This window comes from Mycolicibacterium neoaurum ATCC 25795, from assembly GCF_000691525.1.
Classification (GTDB): domain Bacteria; phylum Actinomycetota; class Actinomycetes; order Mycobacteriales; family Mycobacteriaceae; genus Mycobacterium; species Mycobacterium neoaurum.
Window position 1 is genome coordinate 40,629 of the sequence record NZ_JMDW01000007.1, and the last position, 17,886, is coordinate 58,514.

At 67.7% G+C, this 17,886-nt stretch carries 19 protein-coding genes; 13 read left to right on the forward strand and 6 right to left on the reverse strand.

Annotation, left to right across the window (positions count from 1 at the left end):
• Positions 1-11: 11 nt before the first annotated feature.
• Complete coding sequence (locus IC40_RS0106755) at positions 12-2,408, forward strand: alpha/beta hydrolase family protein (RefSeq protein WP_110783576.1); 2,397 nt, start codon at positions 12-14, stop codon at positions 2,406-2,408.
• Between the two features lie 23 nt (positions 2,409-2,431).
• On the opposite strand, the gene IC40_RS0106760 is transcribed toward IC40_RS0106755, so the two are convergent.
• Positions 2,432-3,514 carry a phosphodiester glycosidase family protein gene (locus IC40_RS0106760; protein ID WP_030133981.1) on the reverse strand — a complete coding sequence of 361 codons (1,083 nt, stop codon included), beginning with the start codon at positions 3,512-3,514 and terminating at the stop codon, positions 2,432-2,434.
• 178 nt (positions 3,515-3,692) lie between these two features.
• Between IC40_RS0106760 and IC40_RS0106765 the strand changes: the two genes are divergently transcribed.
• Entirely contained in the window at positions 3,693-3,971 is a 279-nt protein-coding gene (locus IC40_RS0106765; RefSeq protein ID WP_030133982.1) for a GlsB/YeaQ/YmgE family stress response membrane protein, read from the forward strand.
• Here the strand turns inward: IC40_RS0106765 and IC40_RS0106770 are convergent.
• Positions 3,964-5,268, reverse strand: a complete 1,305-nt coding sequence (locus tag IC40_RS0106770) for a PQQ-dependent sugar dehydrogenase (protein ID WP_030133983.1) — start codon at positions 5,266-5,268, stop codon at positions 3,964-3,966. The two genes, IC40_RS0106765 and IC40_RS0106770, sit on opposite strands and share 8 nt — an antisense overlap.
• Positions 5,249-6,010 carry a pirin family protein gene (locus IC40_RS0106775; RefSeq protein WP_030133984.1) on the reverse strand — a complete coding sequence of 254 codons (762 nt, stop codon included), beginning with the start codon at positions 6,008-6,010 and terminating at the stop codon, positions 5,249-5,251. Before IC40_RS0106775 ends, IC40_RS0106770 begins: the two co-directional genes overlap by 20 nt.
• Positions 6,011-6,078: 68 nt before the next feature.
• Here IC40_RS0106775 and IC40_RS0106780 point away from each other — a divergent pair, with 68 nt between their 5' ends.
• Genes IC40_RS0106780 through IC40_RS0106790 form a run of 3 tightly spaced genes read left to right on the forward strand, consistent with a single transcriptional unit; the run spans position 6,079 to position 7,654 of the window.
• The gene (locus IC40_RS0106780) at positions 6,079-6,522 is read left to right on the forward strand and encodes a MarR family winged helix-turn-helix transcriptional regulator (RefSeq protein WP_030133985.1); all 444 of its coding nucleotides are present in this window, start codon (positions 6,079-6,081) and stop codon (positions 6,520-6,522) included.
• Positions 6,523-6,565: 43 nt separating this feature from the next.
• Positions 6,566-6,820: a hypothetical protein gene (locus tag IC40_RS0106785; protein ID WP_030133986.1), complete on the forward strand. Its 255-nt coding sequence runs from the start codon at positions 6,566-6,568 to the stop codon at positions 6,818-6,820.
• A gap of 57 nt (positions 6,821-6,877) precedes the next feature.
• Positions 6,878-7,654, forward strand: coding sequence for an SDR family NAD(P)-dependent oxidoreductase (locus IC40_RS0106790; protein ID WP_030133987.1), 777 nt, complete (start codon positions 6,878-6,880; stop codon positions 7,652-7,654).
• 78 nt (positions 7,655-7,732) lie between these two features.
• Here the strand turns inward: IC40_RS0106790 and IC40_RS0106795 are convergent, their stop codons facing one another.
• A complete protein-coding gene (locus tag IC40_RS0106795) occupies positions 7,733-8,857 on the reverse strand; it encodes an NDMA-dependent alcohol dehydrogenase (RefSeq protein WP_023985065.1) in 1,125 nt (374 codons plus the stop codon).
• A gap of 129 nt (positions 8,858-8,986) precedes the next feature.
• On the opposite strand from IC40_RS0106795, the gene IC40_RS0106800 reads away from it, so the two are divergent.
• A complete protein-coding gene (locus IC40_RS0106800; RefSeq protein ID WP_030133988.1) occupies positions 8,987-9,487 on the forward strand; it encodes a VOC family protein in 501 nt (166 codons plus the stop codon).
• On the opposite strand, the gene IC40_RS0106805 is transcribed toward IC40_RS0106800, so the two are convergent.
• Positions 9,470-10,492 (reverse strand): sigma-70 family RNA polymerase sigma factor, encoded by a 1,023-nt coding sequence (locus IC40_RS0106805; protein WP_030133989.1) that lies wholly within the window; start codon positions 10,490-10,492, stop codon positions 9,470-9,472. The genes IC40_RS0106800 and IC40_RS0106805 overlap by 18 nt on opposite strands.
• Positions 10,493-10,528: 36 nt before the next feature.
• Here IC40_RS0106805 and IC40_RS0106810 point away from each other — a divergent pair, with 36 nt between their 5' ends.
• From IC40_RS0106810 to IC40_RS0106840, 7 genes are all read left to right on the forward strand, one after another.
• Complete coding sequence (locus IC40_RS0106810; RefSeq protein ID WP_030133990.1) at positions 10,529-11,368, forward strand: alpha/beta hydrolase; 840 nt, start codon at positions 10,529-10,531, stop codon at positions 11,366-11,368.
• Positions 11,365-12,417 carry an alpha/beta hydrolase family protein gene (locus IC40_RS0106815; protein ID WP_030133991.1) on the forward strand — a complete coding sequence of 351 codons (1,053 nt, stop codon included), beginning with the start codon at positions 11,365-11,367 and terminating at the stop codon, positions 12,415-12,417. The genes IC40_RS0106810 and IC40_RS0106815 overlap by 4 nt, the downstream gene beginning before the upstream one ends.
• Positions 12,418-12,484: 67 nt before the next feature.
• Entirely contained in the window at positions 12,485-13,234 is a 750-nt protein-coding gene (locus IC40_RS0106820; RefSeq protein ID WP_030133992.1) for a DUF2786 domain-containing protein, read from the forward strand.
• Complete coding sequence (locus IC40_RS0106825) at positions 13,234-13,719, forward strand: TIGR04338 family metallohydrolase (protein WP_191293450.1); 486 nt, start codon at positions 13,234-13,236, stop codon at positions 13,717-13,719. Before IC40_RS0106820 ends, IC40_RS0106825 begins: the two co-directional genes overlap by 1 nt.
• Positions 13,716-14,363 (forward strand): O-methyltransferase, encoded by a 648-nt coding sequence (locus tag IC40_RS0106830; RefSeq protein WP_030133994.1) that lies wholly within the window; start codon positions 13,716-13,718, stop codon positions 14,361-14,363. Before IC40_RS0106825 ends, IC40_RS0106830 begins: the two co-directional genes overlap by 4 nt.
• A gap of 67 nt (positions 14,364-14,430) precedes the next feature.
• Positions 14,431-14,814 carry an SRPBCC family protein gene (locus IC40_RS0106835; protein WP_030133995.1) on the forward strand — a complete coding sequence of 128 codons (384 nt, stop codon included), beginning with the start codon at positions 14,431-14,433 and terminating at the stop codon, positions 14,812-14,814.
• A 68-nt stretch (positions 14,815-14,882) separates the two neighbouring features.
• The gene (locus IC40_RS0106840) at positions 14,883-16,124 is read left to right on the forward strand and encodes a glycosyltransferase (RefSeq protein ID WP_030133996.1); all 1,242 of its coding nucleotides are present in this window, start codon (positions 14,883-14,885) and stop codon (positions 16,122-16,124) included.
• Positions 16,125-16,132: 8 nt separating this feature from the next.
• On the opposite strand, the gene ilvD is transcribed toward IC40_RS0106840, so the two are convergent.
• Positions 16,133-17,848, reverse strand: a complete 1,716-nt coding sequence (ilvD, locus tag IC40_RS0106845) for a dihydroxy-acid dehydratase (RefSeq protein WP_030133997.1) — start codon at positions 17,846-17,848, stop codon at positions 16,133-16,135.
• Positions 17,849-17,886: the final 38 nt, after the last annotated feature.

Below are 17,886 nucleotides of genomic sequence, written 5' to 3' on the forward strand. Positions count from 1 at the left end.
GCATGAGGTAGATGGCTGGCAAGCACCGGAGAACGGCACAGCGCGCCAAGCGGGTGGCAATGGTCACGGCGGCAACGGCGACGGCAACGGCGATGACGGTGGGGGCGGCAGCACCCGCCCCGCTGCCCCGCCCCGAGGAGCACTACCTGCGGGTGGTGGAGCAACCGGTCGATCTGACCGCCGGAGTGAGTCCGTTCGGCCCGCCGGGCAGCCTGCCGGATGTCACCGGTGGTGCGGGCCGCGCCGGTTACGACTCGCTGCAGGCGTTCATCGAGGCCTACGAACGGGCCATCGCCGGTATCAACATCGGCGGCGGGTTCGGGCTGAACATCGAGGATCTGCTGAGCAAGATCCCGCTCGCGTTCCTCGACGACATCCTGGGTGCGGTGCCGATCGGGCTGGAGCCGGTGCTGGCACCGATCCTCGGTGCGGCCACCCCGCTGCTGATCGGCATCCTCGACCTGCTCAACATCACCGATGCGCAGGGCAACATCACGCTCTCGGCGCTACTGGGGCTGGTCGGACTGGACCTGTCCGCCCCGCTGAATCTGGCCGCACTGGACATCAAGGGGCTCAACATCATCACCCCGGGTGAGCCCTTCACCCTGCTCAAGGCGCTGGCCGGACTCGACCTCGGGTGGACTCCCGGGACGGCGAATGCCGTTGCCGATGCCATCAATTCGACCTCCTACCTGCAGGTCGGGGTGGAGACCCTGCTGGACTCCGTGCTGGGCCTGGCGCGTGGCGCCGTCGGACAGATACCGCTGCTGGGACCGTTACTCGACGGTGTGGTGAACATTCTCATCGGCATCGACCTTCCGGACCTGAGCCTGATGGACGTGCGGATCCCGCTCGTCATCGGCTACGGCTTCGGGGCGATGGCCGCGGGTTCGGCCTACCAGCAGGTGCTGGCCGACCTGGCCAACCAACCCCGGGTGGGTGGCGGTGGCGGACCACTGGGCAGCCTCACGCTGTTGCCGATGATCCTGGCCAACAATGTCGGTCGCGCAAACGGCGGCATGCTCGCCAGGTTCTACCCGTTGTTCGATCTGCTGGGCATCGACGTCCGCACACCCGATGTGGCCGCGACCAACGAGGGCGTGGGAATACCGGTTCTGGGCACCGGGATCGAACTCGGCGCGGCCAACCTGGTGCCGATCAAGATCGATGCCACCGTGCAGTACCAGCCCTTCTCCGACTTCGCGGCCTGGCCGAATCCGGTGTCGCTGTTCAACAATCTGCTCGCCGGCACCATCGGTGCGTCCTACATCCTGCGTGGGGTGGATCTCGACACCGCGCTGGACCAGATCCTCGGTGAGGTCGGCGATACCGTCGCCGGCGCGCTCGATCTGGGCAGCCCGCTGGACATCAACATCTATCTGACCCTGGCGACCAGGACGTTGCCGCTGCTGGAACCGCTGTACCTGATCGGCGATGTGCTCAACACCGTCAGTTTCGGCACCCTCGGCACGGTGGCCTACCGCCTGGCCAATGCGTTGTCGCCGGCCCTGACCAGTCTGGTCAACCTGGGATACACCGATGTCGTGCGCAATGCCGACGGCACCTGGACCAGGACCCTGGACGAGGCGGGCAGCGCGACACCGTTCATGTCCTTCCCGACGGTGGACTGGGGCCAGGCCATGAACGACGTGTTCACGTCGTTGGTCAACGGTTTCCAGAAGGAGTTCTTCAGCGCCAACCCCACCGCAGCACCGCCCAACGTCCTGGAGAACCTGGGCAAGCTCATCCAAACCCTCACCGGCGGGCTCAATCTCGGCGGACTGCAGGCAGGTATCGACGCACTGCTCGCCTCGGCGCAACCCGCCGCTCAGCCTGCCGATGCGCAGCGTCAGGCAGAGGCCGACCCCGGCACGCTCCCCGACAACGATTCCGCACTGGTGACGCTGTCGGTGGATACCGGCGCGGCGGAGTCCGCGGGTAAGCATGCCGCCGATCCCAGCGCACCGATTCCCGAGGATTCGGGCGCCGAGCCCAAACATGCTGCGACAGGGGGCGAGTCGGTGGACCCCGAGGTTTCAACCGACGACGAGGTCGCGGATGCCACCGAAGCGGAAGTCACCGACGACGAGGTGATCGAGGACGTCACCGAAGAGGTCACCGACGAAGCCGAAGAGGACGTGGCCGAGGGCATTGCCGACGAGACCACCGACGAGACCACCGACGACGACACCACCGAACGGGAGATCGGTGACGAGGACGACCGGAAGTCGATCGCCGAGGACGATTCCGACGTAGGGTCCGTCAGCCCATTCGGTGGGCGTCGGGCCGCCGAGTCCGCTGCGTCCGTCGATCGCACGCCCGCTGCTGCGGGTGCGGATGCGAAGGGCGACACAGCCGACCGCGATTCCGACCGCGCGGCCTCATCGGACGGTGCCGCGGCGGCCTAGCTGTCAGCACATCTGGCCCGCCCTCAGTTGAAGGCCAGCCAGCTCGGCAGGGCTCGTTCCTTGGAATCGCAGAGCACCTGTTGAGTGTCACACGATCCCTTGGGCACACCGGCGCCGGCCCACATGCCACCGGTGTCGCGGCGCAGGACGATGGCCGAGGAGCCGCCCCCGTCGAGCAGGATGGCGGCATCAGATCCCAGGCCGCGGAACAGATCCTGGATCTGGTCGGGGGTGTAGCTGCCGCCTTGGAACACGTAGAACTCGTCGCGGTCGCGAACGTAGCCCAGCGCGGTGCGGGCCGCCGACGGGCCTGGATCGTTCATCTGACCGGTATCTCCGGGAGCCAGTAGCCCGAGGCCCGCGACGGCGACGAAGCGGGTGCCCTTGCTGATCAGGTCGGCGATCACCGGAGTGGCCGCATCGAAATCGTCGGCCGAGCGTGGCATCACCATGAAGGGGGTGCCCGAGGTCGGCATGATCATGGTGGCGAGGGGGGTCCAGATCTCGTTGCCGCCGGAAAGGCCCTGTTTGCCTGCGTAGGCCAGGGTTCCGGTCAGCGGCAGGTTGAGCTTGCCGAGTCCGCGGGTGTTGTCGACATAGGCGCCCAGCGGCGAACTGCATCCGGTCGTCTTCCATGACCCGCCCTGTTGGCCACGGATATCGAAGAAGTTGGCGTTCACCGCGATGGTGGGCTGGCCGAGCGCCTGCCACGCGGCGATCGGGGTATAGATCTCGGATGCCTGGACCAGGCCCTCGCCCGTCCGGGCGCCCGGGGTGCGTTCGCAGCGCGCCTGATAGCCGTTGTGGGTGTCCACCAGCAGCCGCGGCGCCAGCCGCTGTGAGGCGCCTTTGATGACCATCACCCGCCCGCCATTACCGGCCTCGTACCAACGACCGGCGGCGTCGAGCATCGGTGCGGGATAGCCGCCGCCGAAGTTGTACACCAGATAGGAGCCTTTGGTGTTGGCGATCGCGGCGGCCAGCAAACTGCGGCCATCCGCCGCCGATGCGGTGGGTGACCCGGTGCATGTTGCCAATGCCGCTCCGACCGCGAGTGCGGCGGTACCAGCGAGGAAACGCCGGAGGCGGGGGGCGACGGTGGGCACGGCATTTCCTTCTGATGCGGGACGCAGACGATCACTTTCAATCACAGCAGCAACACTGTCAACTTTCGTCACAGGTGCGTCACGGTTGCGCATCGGGTTATCCGCTTGAGCGTCAGTGTCTTTGGGTACTCCTACGGGCATCAGTCAACAGGCTGTGCCACGCGAGCTAGGAGCAGCAATGATCGGAACAATCCTCGGCGCCCTCATCGTCGGACTGATCGTCGGAGCGCTGGCGCGCCTCATCATGCCGGGAAAGCAGAACATCGGAGTCCTGATGACCGTGCTGCTCGGCGCGGCAGGATCGCTCATCGGTAGCTGGGTGACCTACCAGGTCGGCTACGCCAACTCCAATGGCGGATTTGCCATCATCCCGTTCCTCGTCGGTATCGCGGTGGCGATCGTGCTGATCGCCATCTACGTCGGCGCCACCGGACGGCGCGGCACGCCGGTCAGGTAGGCGGGGTCAAACGGTAGACCGCGTCGGCGTAGTCGTCGGTGATGTACACCGAGCCATCGGGTCCGGCGACTGCGGCGACCGGTCTGCCCCAACGTGTCCCATCGTCGGCCTGGAACCCGCCGACCAGGGTCTGCTGGTCGCCGAGTTCCCCGTCGCGCCAAGCGAAGTAGGACACCTCGGGGGGCTGCGGGTTCTGGCGGTTCCAGGAACCGTGCACACCGACCAGTGCTCCGCTGTCGTATGGTCGGGGCAACTGGCCGGTGCTGAAGCTCAGACCCAACGGCGCCGAATGCGCACCCAGGCTCTGCTCGATGGGCGGCAGCGCCGCGCAGTCCATCCGGCTGCCGTCGGGGTTGGTCTGGACATCGCGGATCAGCGGCAGGTTGGCCGGGCCGCCATCGGGATTGCAGTAGGGCCAGCCCAGTTCGCGTCCCGGGCTCAACTTGGCGACAGACTCCGGGGGGTTGTCGTCGACGTATGCGGGATCGACCTGTCCGGTCGATGGGTCGGCGACGTTGTCGCGGTTGTTCACCGCGGTCCACACGGCACCGTCGGGCGCGACGGCCAGCCCGGTTCCGTTGCGGACACCGGTCGAAAAGGGTTGGGCCGGACCGCCCTCGGGCGCAACCCGCATGATGGTGGCACGTGGCGGTGTTGCAGTGCGGTCCTGCTCGGAGATGTTGCCGGTGGACCCGATCGAGAAGTACACCGCGCCGTCGGGTCCCACTGCGACGCTCTTGAGGGCATGGGAGTAGGCGCCCCGCAGGTCCGGGCTGCGGCCATCCGGCAGGTCGTCGGCGATCACCCTCGGCTCGACGGCAGCACCGTCGCGGTAGGCGTACGAGCTGATCCGATTGCTCTCTGCGATGTACAACCGGTTCGCCGCGAAGGTGAGCCCGTGCGGTTGGGTGAGCCCGTCGAGCAGCACGGACGCATTCCCGTCCCGCATCGAAAGCACCTGTCCGGTACGGGGAATGGAGACCAGCAGGGCGCCGTCGGGCGCCCACGCCATCAACCGGGGTTTGTCCGTTCGCGCCCAGACCGACAGTGTCCACCCCGCCGGCACCATCGCCCGGCGGGGCTCGTCGAACGGCGTCGCGCGCATCCCGTCGGGAACGTCGACGGTCACTTCGGTCAGTTCGGCGGTACGCGGCGCCGACGGGGGCTCGCCCGTTGTGGTGGTGGCGGAGGTGCCCGACTGCGCGGTGCCGGGTGCGGTGTCGGTCGAGCATCCGGTGACCAGTGCTGCGCCCACCAGGGCACAGGTGATTCGGTGGCTAACCTGCCAGACCGGCATGCATCTCCCAGAGCAGTATTTCCGACGGTTCCGAGGCGGTGACCCGCTGGCCTCCGGTCGCGGTGAGTCGGGCGGCATCACCCGCCCCGAGTTCACCGGCACCCTCGAGGGTGACGGCGCCGCGCGGCACGAACAGATGCAGATACGGCGCCTGCGGCAACTGCACCGTCTCGCCGGCCTGCAGACGGGCGCCGTGTAGCGCGGCGTACTTGTTGCCGATCGTGATCGCGGACTGGTCGCGATGCTCGGGCATCCCGGATGCGATGGTCACCAGCCCGCCGCGCAGGAGTTCGTCGTCGATCTCCAGCTGTTGGTAGCCCGGATCGCGCCCGGACTCGTCGGGGACCACCCACATCTGCACGAAATGCACCGGTTCGCTGTGGGTTTCACTACCGGTAAGCCGCCACGAGTCGTTCTTTTCCGAGTGCAGGATGCCGCGACCGGCCGACATCCGTTGTGCCAGACCCGGATAGATGACACCGGAGTTACCGGTCGAGTCCTGGTGGACCAGCGAGCCCTGCATGACCCAGGTGACGATCTCCATGTCCCGGTGCGGGTGGGTGTCGAATCCCTTCGCGGGGGCGACACGGTCGTCGTTGTTCACCAACAACAATCCGAAATGGGTGTTGGCCGGGTCGTAGTGGTCTCCGAAGGAGAACGAGTGTTTGGAGTCCAGCCACGAGATCTTCGTCGCCGCGCGGTCGGCGGCGCGCCGGATGTCCACGGATGCAGTGCGGGTCATCGATGCTCCTCGATTTCACATGCCAGCCTAGGTGGCGGCTATGGACAGCACAACTTAGATGATGTGTCATGTATTCCATGTGGTTGAACGCGCAGGAACAGGCGATGTGGCGCAGCTACCTGGAGATGACCGGCCTGCTGCAGACCGCGATGAACCGGCAGTTGCAACGGGACTGCGGGCTGTCGTTGGCCGATTACGACGTGCTGGTGGCCCTCGACGAGGCACCAGGGTGCCGGGTCGCCGATCTGGGCGCGCGGCTGGGCTGGGAACAGAGCCGGGTTTCCCATCAACTGGCCAGGATGCGGACGCGCGGGCTGGTCGGGCGGCGCGGCGCCGACGATGACCGCCGCGCCGCTGTAGTCGATCTGACGGCCGACGGGAGGGCGGCACTGCAGTCCGCCGCGCCGGCGCATGCCGCCCTGGTGCGCGCGACGGTCTTCGACGGGATGACCGAGCCGCAGGCGCGCGCCGTGCAGCAGTGGCTGTCCGCGGTGCTGGCACGGCTGCGCTGAACGAGGGCGGGCGATCAGCGGCGGTCCTGGTTACCATCGGCCCATGAGCCCGGCGGACGAGGACTACCCCGATGCGCCGGACTTCGACGACATCTTCGACGACGTCGAGGACATCCCGCCGCGCCCCAGCAAGCGCGGGCCGGTGGCGATCTTCCTGCTCGGATGGCTGTGCCTGCCGTTCTTTGTCTACCTGCTCGGTGAACTGCACAGCCCGTTCTACGAGATGGCCTGCGTGGCGATGCTCGCCTTTGTCGCCTTGTTCATCTGGGCCATGGTCCGGGTGGTGCGGACCTTCTGAGGTTTGGGATTCTCGGTCGGCATCAACCCACCGGTCGGGAGGCCTTAGTCTGTCGACGTGGATATCAATGGAGCTAGCGCAATCGTCACCGGTGGCGCGTCGGGTATCGGCGCCGCTTCCGCCCGTCAGCTGGCGGACCGGGGTGCCCGGGTCGTCGTCGCGGACCTCAACGCCGAACGCGGTGAGGCACTCGCCAAGGAGATCGGCGGTGTGTTCGTCACCGTCGACGTGACCAAGACCGATCAGATCCTGGACGCGGTCAACACCGCCGTCGATCTGGGCCCGCTGCGTGCCCTGGTCAACTCGGCCGGTATCGGCTGGGCCCAGCGGACCATCGGTAAGGACGGCGAGTTCGACTCGGCGCACAACCTGGACGCCTACAAGAAGGTGCTGGAGATCAACCTGGTCGGCACGTTCGACTGCATCCGGTTGGCCGCCACCGCCATGAGCCGCAACGAGTTCACCGAGACCGGTGAGCGCGGCGCGATCGTGAACCTGACCAGCGTGGCGGCCTTCGACGGCCAGATCGGCCAGGCGGCCTACTCGTCGTCCAAGGGTGGCGTGGTCGGCCTGACCCTGCCGGTGGCCCGGGATCTGTCCGCCGCGGGTATCCGCGTCAACACCGTCGCGCCCGGCCTGATCGACACGCCGATCTACGGCGAGGGCGAGGCGTCGGAGGCGTTCAAGGCCAAGCTCGGTCAGTCGGTGCTCTTCCCGCACCGCCTCGGCAAGCCCGAGGAACTGGCCTCGATGGTCATCGAGTTGCTCACCAACTCCTACATGAACGCCGAGGTCGTCCGCGTCGACGGCGGCATCCGGATGCCACCGAAGTAACCAATCCTCGCGAGAAGACGCCCATGCCCCCAGGATCACCGGATTCTGGGGGCATAGGCGTCTGTTGGCCGAAAAGGCCTACCAGTCGGACTCGTCGAAGCGGATGACGCCGCGAATATTGTTGCCGTCCAACATGTCCTGGTAGCCGGTGTTGATGTCTTCCAGCTTGTAGGTGCGGGTGATCATATCGTCGATGTTGAGCAGGCCCGACTTGTACAGCGCGGCCAGGCGCGGGGTCTCCACATGTGAGCTGCCGCCGCCGAAGATGTTGCCCTTCAACGTCTTCTGCAACATGGTGAACAGGAACAGGTTGAGCTTGACGTCGGCGTCCATCATCGAACCCATTCCGGTCACCACGCAGGTGCCGGTCTTTGCGGTGAGGATCATCGCCTCTTCGATGTACTCGCCCTTCATCTCACCGACGGCGATGATCACCTTGTCGGCCATCAGGCCGTAGGTCGCGTCGATCACCGGTCCGATGGCCTCGGCCATCGACGGATAGACGTGGGTGGCGCCGAATTTGATCGCCTGATCGCGTTTCCACTCGTTGGGGTCGATCGCGATGACCTGCTTGGCGCCGGAGATCACCGCGCCCTGCAGCGCGCTCATGCCGATGCCGCCGACGCCGACGATGATGACGGTCTCGCCGGGCTTCACCTCGGCGACATTGGTGGCCGATCCGAAGCCGGTCGGCACCGCGCAGCCCATGATCGCCGCCGTCTCGAACGGGATGTCGTCGTCGATCTTGACGACCGAGTCCTTGTGCACCGTCATATAGGGAGCGAAGGTGCCCAGCAGGTTCATCGGCGAGACCTCGCGGCCGCCGGCGTGGATGCGGCTGGTGCCGTCGGCGATCGCCTTGCCGCCGAGCAGCACCGCACCGCGGTCACACAGTGAGCGGAAACCCTTCAGGCACGGCGGACACTGACCGCAGGCCGGGATGAACGCCAGGATGACGTGGTCGCCCTCGGCGATGCCGGTGACATTCTTGCCCACCTTGGTGACGACGCCGGCGCCCTCGTGCCCGCCGAGTGCCGGTAGTCCGATCGGGGTCGCCCCGGTGGTGATGTGGTAGTCGGAGTGGCACATGCCGGCCGCGTGCATGCGGATCTGTACCTCGTCGGCGACCGGATCTCCGAGATCGATCTCGTCGACCGTGAACGGCGAATTGAGCTCCCAGAGCAGGGCACCTTTGGTCTTCATGGACAGCAATAATAGAACACGTTCCAAATCGGCGGCTTCCATGACGCTGAACTGGCAATTCAGTTGCTTTGATGTGTCGTCGTGTGGACTCGGCGATGAATTCGGCCGGAAGACCGGGTCGATATCGGCATGACTGAGATCACCGCACGCATCGTCCCGAATCTCTGGTTCGACCGCGAAGCCGAGGAGGCGGCCGCGCATTACATTGCGGCCTTCGGCGGCAACGGCAGGATCGTCGCCACCCATGCCCCGCACCCCGACGCTCCGTCGCCGCAGGACGTGCCCGTGCTCGTCGAGTTCGAACTCGGCGACCAGCTCTTCGTCGGCATCAACGGCGGACCCCATTTCACGTTCACCGAGGCGGTGTCGCTGGAGGTGCGGGTCACCGGTCAGCAGGAACTGGACCGGGTGTGGGCCGCGCTGGTCGCCGGTGGTCAGGAGCAGCCGTGCGGTTGGCTCAAGGACAAGTACGGCCTGTCGTGGCAGGTCACTCCGACCGAGTACTTCGACATGATCGGCCGCGGTGACGTCGAGGCCAATCGGCGACTCGATGCCGCGGTGCTGGCGACCTTCGGCAAGTTCGATATCGCGACCCTGACGCGGGCCTACCGATCAGAGACGGTCGGGTAGCCCGAACGCCGGGAACAACGTGGTGTCCAGGAAGGCCACCACGTGGGTGATACCGGCGGCCGTCATGTCGATGACGTGCAGCTGAAACGGTTCGTGCACACCGGTTTCCGGGTTGCGCAGATACATCCCCGCCGCGGTCTGGCCGTTGGCGGTGGTGGCGATGAATCGCATATCGCCCGCCCGCTCGGCCGGGCACTTGTCGCGGGACAGCGCACCGATCGCCGCCGGGCCGACGTACCAACTGTCGAAGGGCGGCATCTCCCAGATGGCGTCGTCGGTGAACAGCTTCTCCAACGAATCGATGTCGTAATCCTCGAACGCGGCGATGTAGCGGGCCAGCAGTTCCCGGGCTTCCGGGGACTCCGGCGCCCGCAGCACCTCGTCGGCGCTCGGGCCGACGGCCTCGAGCTGGGCGCGGGCGCGCTGCAGCAGGCTGTTGACGGCCGCGGTCGTCGCGCCCACGGCATCGGCCACCTCGGCGGCCCGCCACTGCAACACATCGCGGAGCACCAGGACCGCCCGCTGCCGGGCCGACAGGTGTTGCAGCGCCGCCACGAAGGCCAGCCGCACCGACTCGCGGGTGCCGACCACCGTCTGCGGATCCGCCGGATCCTCGGCATCGGGCAGCGGCTCCAGCCAGGGCACCTCATGCCGCTCGTGGATATCGGCGTGCGGGTCGGCGTTCTGGGTGCCCAGCCCCGACGGCAATGGCCGCCGCTGCTTGCCCTCCAGTGCCGTCAGGCAGGTGTTGGTGGCGATCTTGTACAGCCAGGTGCGCACCGAGGACTTGCCCTCGAACCGGTCATAGGACTTCCACGCCCGGAGATAGGTCTCCTGGACCAAATCCTCGGCATCGTGCACCGAACCCGTCATCCGGTAGCAATGCGCCAACAGTTCCCGCCGATACCGCTGCGCATCGGCGAGGAAGGCGTCCTTGGAGTCGAATCTGTCGTCTACCGCTGTGAGGACGGTCACCCACGGGAGCTTACCGACCGGGACCGACAAGCGGGGCCTGCGGCGGTGTGCCGATAGGCTCATCGCGTGGCCACCACGCGCAGTGAACGCACCTTCGACGGTGTTTCCGGAGTGCACATCGTCTACGACGTGTGGACACCGGGGACCGACCCGACCGGCGTTGTCCTGATCTGTCACGGCTACGCCGAACACGCCCGCCGGTACGACCACGTCGCCCAGCGCTTCGCCGAGGCCGGGCTGATCACCTATGCCTTGGACCTGCGCGGGCACGGACGCTCGGGCGGCAAGCGCGTCTACCTGAAGAACATCTCCGAGTACACCGACGATTTCCACCATCTCGTCGGACTGGCCACCGCCGCGCACCCCGAACTCAAAAGGGTGGTGCTCGGTCACAGCATGGGTGGCGGCGTTGTCTTCACCTACGGGGTCGAACATCCCGACGATTACGCCGCCATGGTGTTGTCCGGACCGGCGGTGTATGCCCAGGATGCCGTGTCGCCGCTGATGATCGGTGTGGCCAAGGTGCTGGGCAGCCTGCTGCCCGGGTTGCCCGTGGAGAACCTGCCTGCCGACGCGGTGTCTCGTGATCCCGAGGTGGTGGCGGCCTACGAGGCCGACCCGATGGTGCATCACGGCAAGCTGCCCGCCGGTATCGCCAAGGCGCTCATCGGAGTCGGAGAGACCATGCCGCGCCGCGCGGCCGTGCTGACCGCGCCGCTGCTGGTGGTGCACGGCGGGCAGGACTCGCTGATCCCGGTCGCCGGCTCGGAGCTGCTGGTCGACCGGGTGGGCTCGGCGGATGTCAACCTCAAGGTCTACCCCGAGCTCTACCACGAAGTGTTCAACGAACCCGAACGCGCCGTGGTCCTCGACGACGTCACCTCGTGGATTGCGACCAGACTGTGAAAAGCGCTGTCCGCGTCATCGTCTCGCTGCTCGCGGCGCTGCTGTTGGTCGCCGGGTGCTCGTCGGGAGAGTCCGGGAACGGTGACGCCCAGCAGGGCTGGGTCGAGGATGACGTGTCCTTCACCGATGCCGCCGGTCTCACCATCCACGGCACCTACCGCCACCATGGCGAGGACACCGGTCCTGCGGCACTGCTGATCTCGGAGAGTGGTGCCACCGACCGCAACGGGGACAATGCCGTGGCCGGTCCCGTGGGCAACATGCGTCAGCTGGCCGAGTACCTGTCTGGCAAGGGCATCGCCTCGCTGCGCTATGACAAGGTCGGCACCGGCAAGACCGGTCTCGGCCCGTACGCCACCAATCCCGCGAATGTCGGCAGTGCGGCCTACACGGCGGGAGCCCGAGCCGCGGTGCGCTATCTGGCGGGCCGGCCCGGTACCGACGCCGACCAGATCTCGGTGTACGCAATCGGCGAGGGCACCATCCACGCCATGACGCTGGCCGACGATATCGACCCGGACGCCCCGAAGATCCACGCCCTCGGGCTGCTCCAGCCGTTGCCGGGACGGTATCTCGACATCGTCAGCGATCGGGTGCGCGTCGATGTCGAGGCCGCCCGCAGTTCGGGCGCCAAGACCGATGAACAGGCGCAGCAGGTGCTCGCCGCCTGGGCCGCGGCCGTCGAGGAGGCCCGCACTCGCGGCACCGCGCCCGCGCAGCTGCCGGACGGGCTCGGCACGATCCTCAACGCGGGCAATGTCAAGGCCGTCGTGGAGGCGGATTCGATCGACCCGCTGGCGTTGGCGGCGAAGGTGCCGACCGCGACCCGGGTGCTGCTGACCTGTTCGGACACCGACGGGCAAGCCCCGTGCACGGCCGTTCGTCCGTTGGTCGACGCGCTCCGGCGCACCGCGCTGACCGTCGTCGAGCTCAAGGGCGTCAACCATGTCCTGCGTGACGACCCGACCGACAGCGTCGCCAACTACGCCAAGCAGGATCCGCTGTCACCGCAGTTGGTCGCGGCATTGGACACCTTCGTCCAGCCATGACCCGCGGCCTGTGGATAACCGTGCCCGAGCGGGCTGCGTTGTCGGGGCGACTTCGTAGCCTGGCCCCATGAGTAGCGACAAGATGCTGGCCCGCATCGCGGCCCTGCTGCGGCAGGCCGAGGGCACCGACAACCAGCATGAGGCGGACGCGTTTCTGGCTGCCGCGCAGCGGCTGGCCACCGCCACCTCGATCGACCTGGCGGTGGCCCGTGCGCACACGGCGACCCGTACCGCCGCACAAGCCCCGGTGCAACGCACCATCACCATCGGTGATCCGGGCACCCGGGGCCTGCGCACCTACGTCCAGTTGTTCGTCGTGATCGCACTGGCCAATGACGTGAAATGCGATGTGGCATCGAACTCGACATTCGTCTACGCGTATGGCTTCGCCGAGGACATCGACGCCAGCCACGCGCTGTATTCGAGCCTGGTCATGCAGATGGTGCGGGCGTCCAAGGAATACCTGGCCACCGGCGCGCACCGGCCGACGCCGACGATCACCGCCCGGATCAACTTCCAGTTGGCCTTCGGTGCGCGGGTGGGGCAGCGGTTGTCCGAGGCCCGCGAGGAGGCTCGGCGGTCGGCCACCGAGGGCGCCGACGGTGTGCCGGGCACCGCGGTGGCCTTGCGCAACAAGGACCTGGAGCTGACCTCGTTCTATCGGAAGGCCTCGGCGGCGCGGGGGACATGGCGGGCCAGCAGTGCCACGGCCGGGTACTCGTCGGAGGCTCGCCGGGCCGGGGATCGGGCCGGTCGTCGGGCGCGGCTGGGTCCGCCGCAGGAGTTGTCCGGGGCGCGGGCCCGCCTGGAGCGCTGATGCGCGATGCGCAACGGGCAAAGGTCTATGCCGCAGAGGAATTCGTGCGGACACTGTTCGACCGCGCCGACGGTCGCGGCTCGCTGGATTTCTTCGGTACCGCGCTGACCCTGCCGCCGGAGGCGCGGTTCGGGTCGGTGGACGCGGTGCGGCGCTATGTCGAGGATGTCCTGGCAATGCCCGCCGTGCGGCAGCGCTGGCCCGCGGCGGGGACGTGCGCGGTGCGGTCGCGGCGCGGGGTCACCGCGGCACATTACGAACCCGGCATGATCGCCGTGCCGGACGGTCAGAGCCGGTGGGCGCTGCGCGAGCTGGTGGTCCTGCACGAACTGGCGCATCACCTGACCGACGATCTGACCGACGACGGTGAGCCGCACGGTCCCGGGTTCGTCGGCACGATGGCCGATTTGGCAGGGTGCGTGATGGGACCGGAAGTCCAGCACGTGCTCCGGGTGATCTACGCAAAGGAAGGGGTGTCCGGATGAGCGATTACGCCGCGATGGACGCACTGTACGACGAGTTGCTGAACACCGAGGACGAGGCGCTGCGCGCCGCGCGGCTCTCGACGGGCCCGGCAGGCATGCCCGCCATCGAGGTCTCCGCGCAGCACGGCAAGCTGCTGTCGCTGTACGCCCGGCTCACCGGAGCCCGCCGCGCCCTGGAGATCGGCACCCTGGCCGGCTACTCCACCATCTGGCTGGCGCGCGGGGTCGGCCCGCAGGGCAGCGTGGTCACCCTCGAGTACGACCCGCGGCACGCCGAGATCGCCAGGCAGAACCTGGAGCGCGCCGGCGTGGCCGACCGCGTCGAGGTGATCGTCGGCGCCGCGCTGGACACCTTGCCCACACTGAAGGGGCCGTTCGACCTGTTCTTCATCGATGCCGACAAGGAGAACAATCTCGCCTACCTCGAGGCGGCGATCGCCCTGTCCGAACCCGGTGCGCTGATCATCGTCGACAACATCGCCCGCGGCGGCCGGGTCCTGGATCCCGACCCGCAGGATCGACAGGCGACTGCGGTGCGCGACACCATCGCGCTGATGGGCAGCCATCCCCGCTTGGACGCCGCCGCCATCCAGACCGTCGGGGCCAAGGGCTGGGACGGGTTCGCCGTCGCGCTGGTCACCTGAGCCCGCGTTATCCCGATGGCCGAACCTGCGCGGTTCGGACAGCGCGCCGGTGGGTACCAGCACAGCCGTGTGGACGGCGAAGCGAACGGTCGATGCCCCCGCCGATGCGGTGTGGGAGCTGCTCACCGATCTGGACGCGTGGCCCCAGTGGGGTCCCACGGTCTCGCGCGCCGAACTCGACGGCACCGCCGTCCTGCTGGGTGCGACCGGACGGGTCTGGACACCGGTCGGGATTCCGCTGCCGTTCGTCATCAGCGCATTCGATCCCGGCCACAGCTGGGGATGGGATGTCGCCGGCGTACCGGCAACCCAACACGGTGTCGAACCGCGACCCGGCGGCTGCACGGTGTGGATGACGGCGCCGTGGTGGGCGCCGGCCTACCTGCCGGTGCTGGAGGTGGCGGTCCGTCGTATCGAGTCCATGGCCGCCGGGAAGCCGTTCACGAACTGACCCGATCCGCCGTGGGCGGTGCCGCGAATGACAATTGACGTGGCCGACACGGTGGAAGGAGTCCTGGCATGGCGGTGATCCTGGCGTACACGGCGCCGGCGCTGGGGCACCTCTATCCGTTCTGCGCGCTACTCACCGAACTCGCCGGTCGCGGTCACCGCATCCACGTGCGCACGCTCGCCGACGGCACCCGGTTGTGCCGCAGGCTAGGATTTGCCGTCGAACCCGTGGACCCCACGATCGAATCGGTCGAACACGACCGCGACGAGGCCGATATCTCAGTGCTGCGGGCGGCCACCGACACCGTGCGGGTGCTCACCCGGCGCGCCGCCCTGGAAGTCGCCGATATCCGGCGGGCGGTCGAGGTGGTGCGTCCCGATCTGGTCATCGTGGATTCCAACTCCTGGGGTGCGATCTCCTATCTGGAGGCCGAGGATGTTCCCTGGCTCGTCCTGTCGCCCTTCACCCCCTATCTGCGGGCTCCCGGTCTGCCGCCGTTCGGCGCGGGAGCCCGGCCGTGGCGGGGGCCATGGGGCCGCATCCGTGACCACGGCATCGGCACGGTGACCCGCCGGGTCTTCGACCGACCTTTTGCCGAAGGAATCGCCCCGGTCCGCACCGACCTCGGACTGCCCGCCGTACAGACCGCCGACGAGCTGCTGCGGCGCGCCCCGGCGGTCCTGGTGGCCACCGGCAAACCCTTCGAGTACCGGCAGACCGATTGGGGGCCGAACGTGCACATGATCGGCCCCGCGGCGTTCGACCCGGTGGGTGATCAGGAGCCGGCCTGGTTGGCCGATATCGACCGCCCGATCGTCCTGGTGACCACATCTTCGGTCCCACAGGCCGACGCCCGGCTGGTGGGGTCGGCGATCGAGGCATTAGAAGGCTTAGGCCTGCACCTGGTGGCGACCTCGCCGGCCGGTCCCGTGACCATCCCGGGCAGGCCCGGTGTCACGCTGGCCAGTTTCGTCCCGCATTCGCTGCTGCTGGAGCACGCCGTCTGCGTGGTCACCCACGGCGGCATGGGAATCACACAAAAGGCACTCAGCCGCGGGATACCGGTATGCGTGGTGCCGTTCGGGCGCGATCAGTTCGAGGTCGCCCGCCGCGTCGAGGTCGCCGGCTGCGGAACCCGGTTGCCTGCGCGTCGGCTTACCCCAGCCAGATTGCGCACCGCCATCCTCGACGCGATGTCGATGTCCGGCGGTGCGGCCACCGTCGCCCGCGGATTCACCGATACCGGGGGAGTGCCCCATGGCGCGGACATCGTGGAGGCCCACCTACACCGCGGCGGCGCCGCGGTGTAGGTGATCCGTCAGTTGCAGACCGCGCCAACGGCCGCGGACTGCACCAACTTGGTGTACTTGGCCAGCACGCCGGTGGTGTACCGCGGTGGCAACGGCTCGAAACCAGCCTTGCGGGAGGTCAATTCGGCCTCGTCGACCAACAGGTCGAGGGTGCCGTTGGCGACATCGAGACGGATCCGGTCACCATCGCGGACGAACGCGATCGGGCCGCCGTCGACGGCTTCCGGCGCGATGTGCCCGACGCACAACCCGGTGGTGCCACCGGAGAACCGGCCGTCGGTCATCAACAGGACGTCCTTGCCGAGGCCCGCACCCTTGATCGCGCCGGTGATGGCCAGCATCTCGCGCATACCCGGTCCACCCTTGGGGCCCTCGTAACGGATGACGACCACGTCACCGTGGGTGATGGTGCCGTCTTCGAGGGCATCCAGTGCGGCCCGCTCGCGCTCGAAAACCCGTGCCGTGCCTTCGAATACATCCGAGTCGAAGCCGGCGGACTTGACGACCGCGCCCTCGGGTGCCAGCGAGCCGTGCAGGATGGTGATGCCGCCGGTGGGGTGAATCGGGTTGTTCATGGCGCGCAGCACCTTGCCGTCGGGATCCGGCGGCTCGATATGGGCCAGGTTCTCGGCCATCGTCTGACCCGTCACGGTCAGGCAATCACCGTGCAGCAGGCCGGCATCCAGCAACGCCTTCATGACCACCGGCACACCGCCGATCTCGTCCACATGTTTCATCACGTGCCTGCCGAACGGCTTCACATCGGCCAGGTGGGGCACCCGGTTACCGACACGGGTGAAGTCCGCCAGCGTCAGTTCGACCTCGGCCTCGCGGGCGATGGCCAGCAGGTGCAGCACCGCGTTGGTGGAACCGCCGAAGGCCATGACCACCGCGATCGCGTTCTCGAACGCCTCCTTGGTCAGGATGTCGCGGGCGGTGATACCGCGGCGCAGCAACTCGACGACGGCCTCGCCGGACCGGGCCGCGTACTCGTCGCGACGCGAGTCGATGGCCACCGGGGATGCGCTGCCGGGCAACGAGAGTCCCAGTGCCTCGGCCGCCGAAGCCATCGTGTTGGCGGTGTACATGCCACCGCAGGCGCCCTCACCGGGACAGATCGCGCGCTCGATGATGTCGACGTCCTCGCGGGACATCAGGCCACGGGCACACGCACCGACGGCCTCGAAGGCGTCGATGATGGTGACCTCTTTCTCGGTGCCGTCGGTCAGCTTCGCCGTTCCGGGCATGATCGAGCCGTTGTAGAGGAACACCGATGCCAGATCGAGGCGGGCCGCCGCCATGAGCATGCCGGGGATCGACTTGTCGCAGCCGGCGAGCAGCACCGATCCGTCGAGGCGTTCGGCCTGCATGACGGTCTCGACGCTGTCGGCGATCACCTCGCGGGACACCAGGCTGAAGTGCATGCCCTCATGGCCCATGGAGATGCCGTCGGAGACCGAGATGGTGCCGAACTCCAGCGGATAGCCCCCGCCGGCGTGCACGCCACTCTTGACCGCTTGCGCGAGCCGCTGCAGCGACATGTTGCACGGGGTGATCTCGTTCCAGGATGAGCCGACGCCGATCTGGGGCTTTACCCAGTCGTCGTCACCCATACCGACGGCGCGCAGCATCCCGCGGGCGGCGGTCTTCTCCAATCCGTCGGTGACGTCGCGGCTGCGGGGTTTGATATCGACCCCGGGACGGGCCTGCGGTGCTGAGGGCATGCAGGTAAGTATGCATTCGGCCCACGGGCATCCCAAAC

Bases quoted from the DNA above. Each gene is read 5' to 3' on its own strand.
- IC40_RS0106755 (WP_110783576.1), top strand. From the start codon at position 12: ATGGCTGGCAAGCACCGGAGAACGGCACAGCGCGCCAAGCGGGTGGCA.
- IC40_RS0106840 (WP_030133996.1), top strand. From the start codon at position 14,883: ATGGCGGTGATCCTGGCGTACACGGCGCCGGCGCTGGGGCACCTCTAT.
- IC40_RS0106785 (WP_030133986.1), top strand. From the start codon at position 6,566: ATGAGCCCGGCGGACGAGGACTACCCCGATGCGCCGGACTTCGACGAC.
- IC40_RS0106775 (WP_030133984.1), bottom strand. From the start codon at position 6,010: ATGACCCGCACTGCATCCGTGGACATCCGGCGCGCCGCCGACCGCGCG.
- IC40_RS0106800 (WP_030133988.1), top strand. From the start codon at position 8,987: ATGACTGAGATCACCGCACGCATCGTCCCGAATCTCTGGTTCGACCGC.
- IC40_RS0106770 (WP_030133983.1), bottom strand. From the start codon at position 5,268: ATGCCGGTCTGGCAGGTTAGCCACCGAATCACCTGTGCCCTGGTGGGC.
- IC40_RS0106795 (WP_023985065.1), bottom strand. From the start codon at position 8,857: ATGAAGACCAAAGGTGCCCTGCTCTGGGAGCTCAATTCGCCGTTCACG.
- IC40_RS0106820 (WP_030133992.1), top strand. From the start codon at position 12,485: ATGAGTAGCGACAAGATGCTGGCCCGCATCGCGGCCCTGCTGCGGCAG.
- ilvD (WP_030133997.1), bottom strand. From the start codon at position 17,848: ATGCCCTCAGCACCGCAGGCCCGTCCCGGGGTCGATATCAAACCCCGC.
- IC40_RS0106830 (WP_030133994.1), top strand. From the start codon at position 13,716: ATGAGCGATTACGCCGCGATGGACGCACTGTACGACGAGTTGCTGAAC.
- IC40_RS0106780 (WP_030133985.1), top strand. From the start codon at position 6,079: ATGTATTCCATGTGGTTGAACGCGCAGGAACAGGCGATGTGGCGCAGC.
- IC40_RS0106825 (WP_191293450.1), top strand. From the start codon at position 13,234: ATGCGCGATGCGCAACGGGCAAAGGTCTATGCCGCAGAGGAATTCGTG.
- IC40_RS0106765 (WP_030133982.1), top strand. From the start codon at position 3,693: ATGATCGGAACAATCCTCGGCGCCCTCATCGTCGGACTGATCGTCGGA.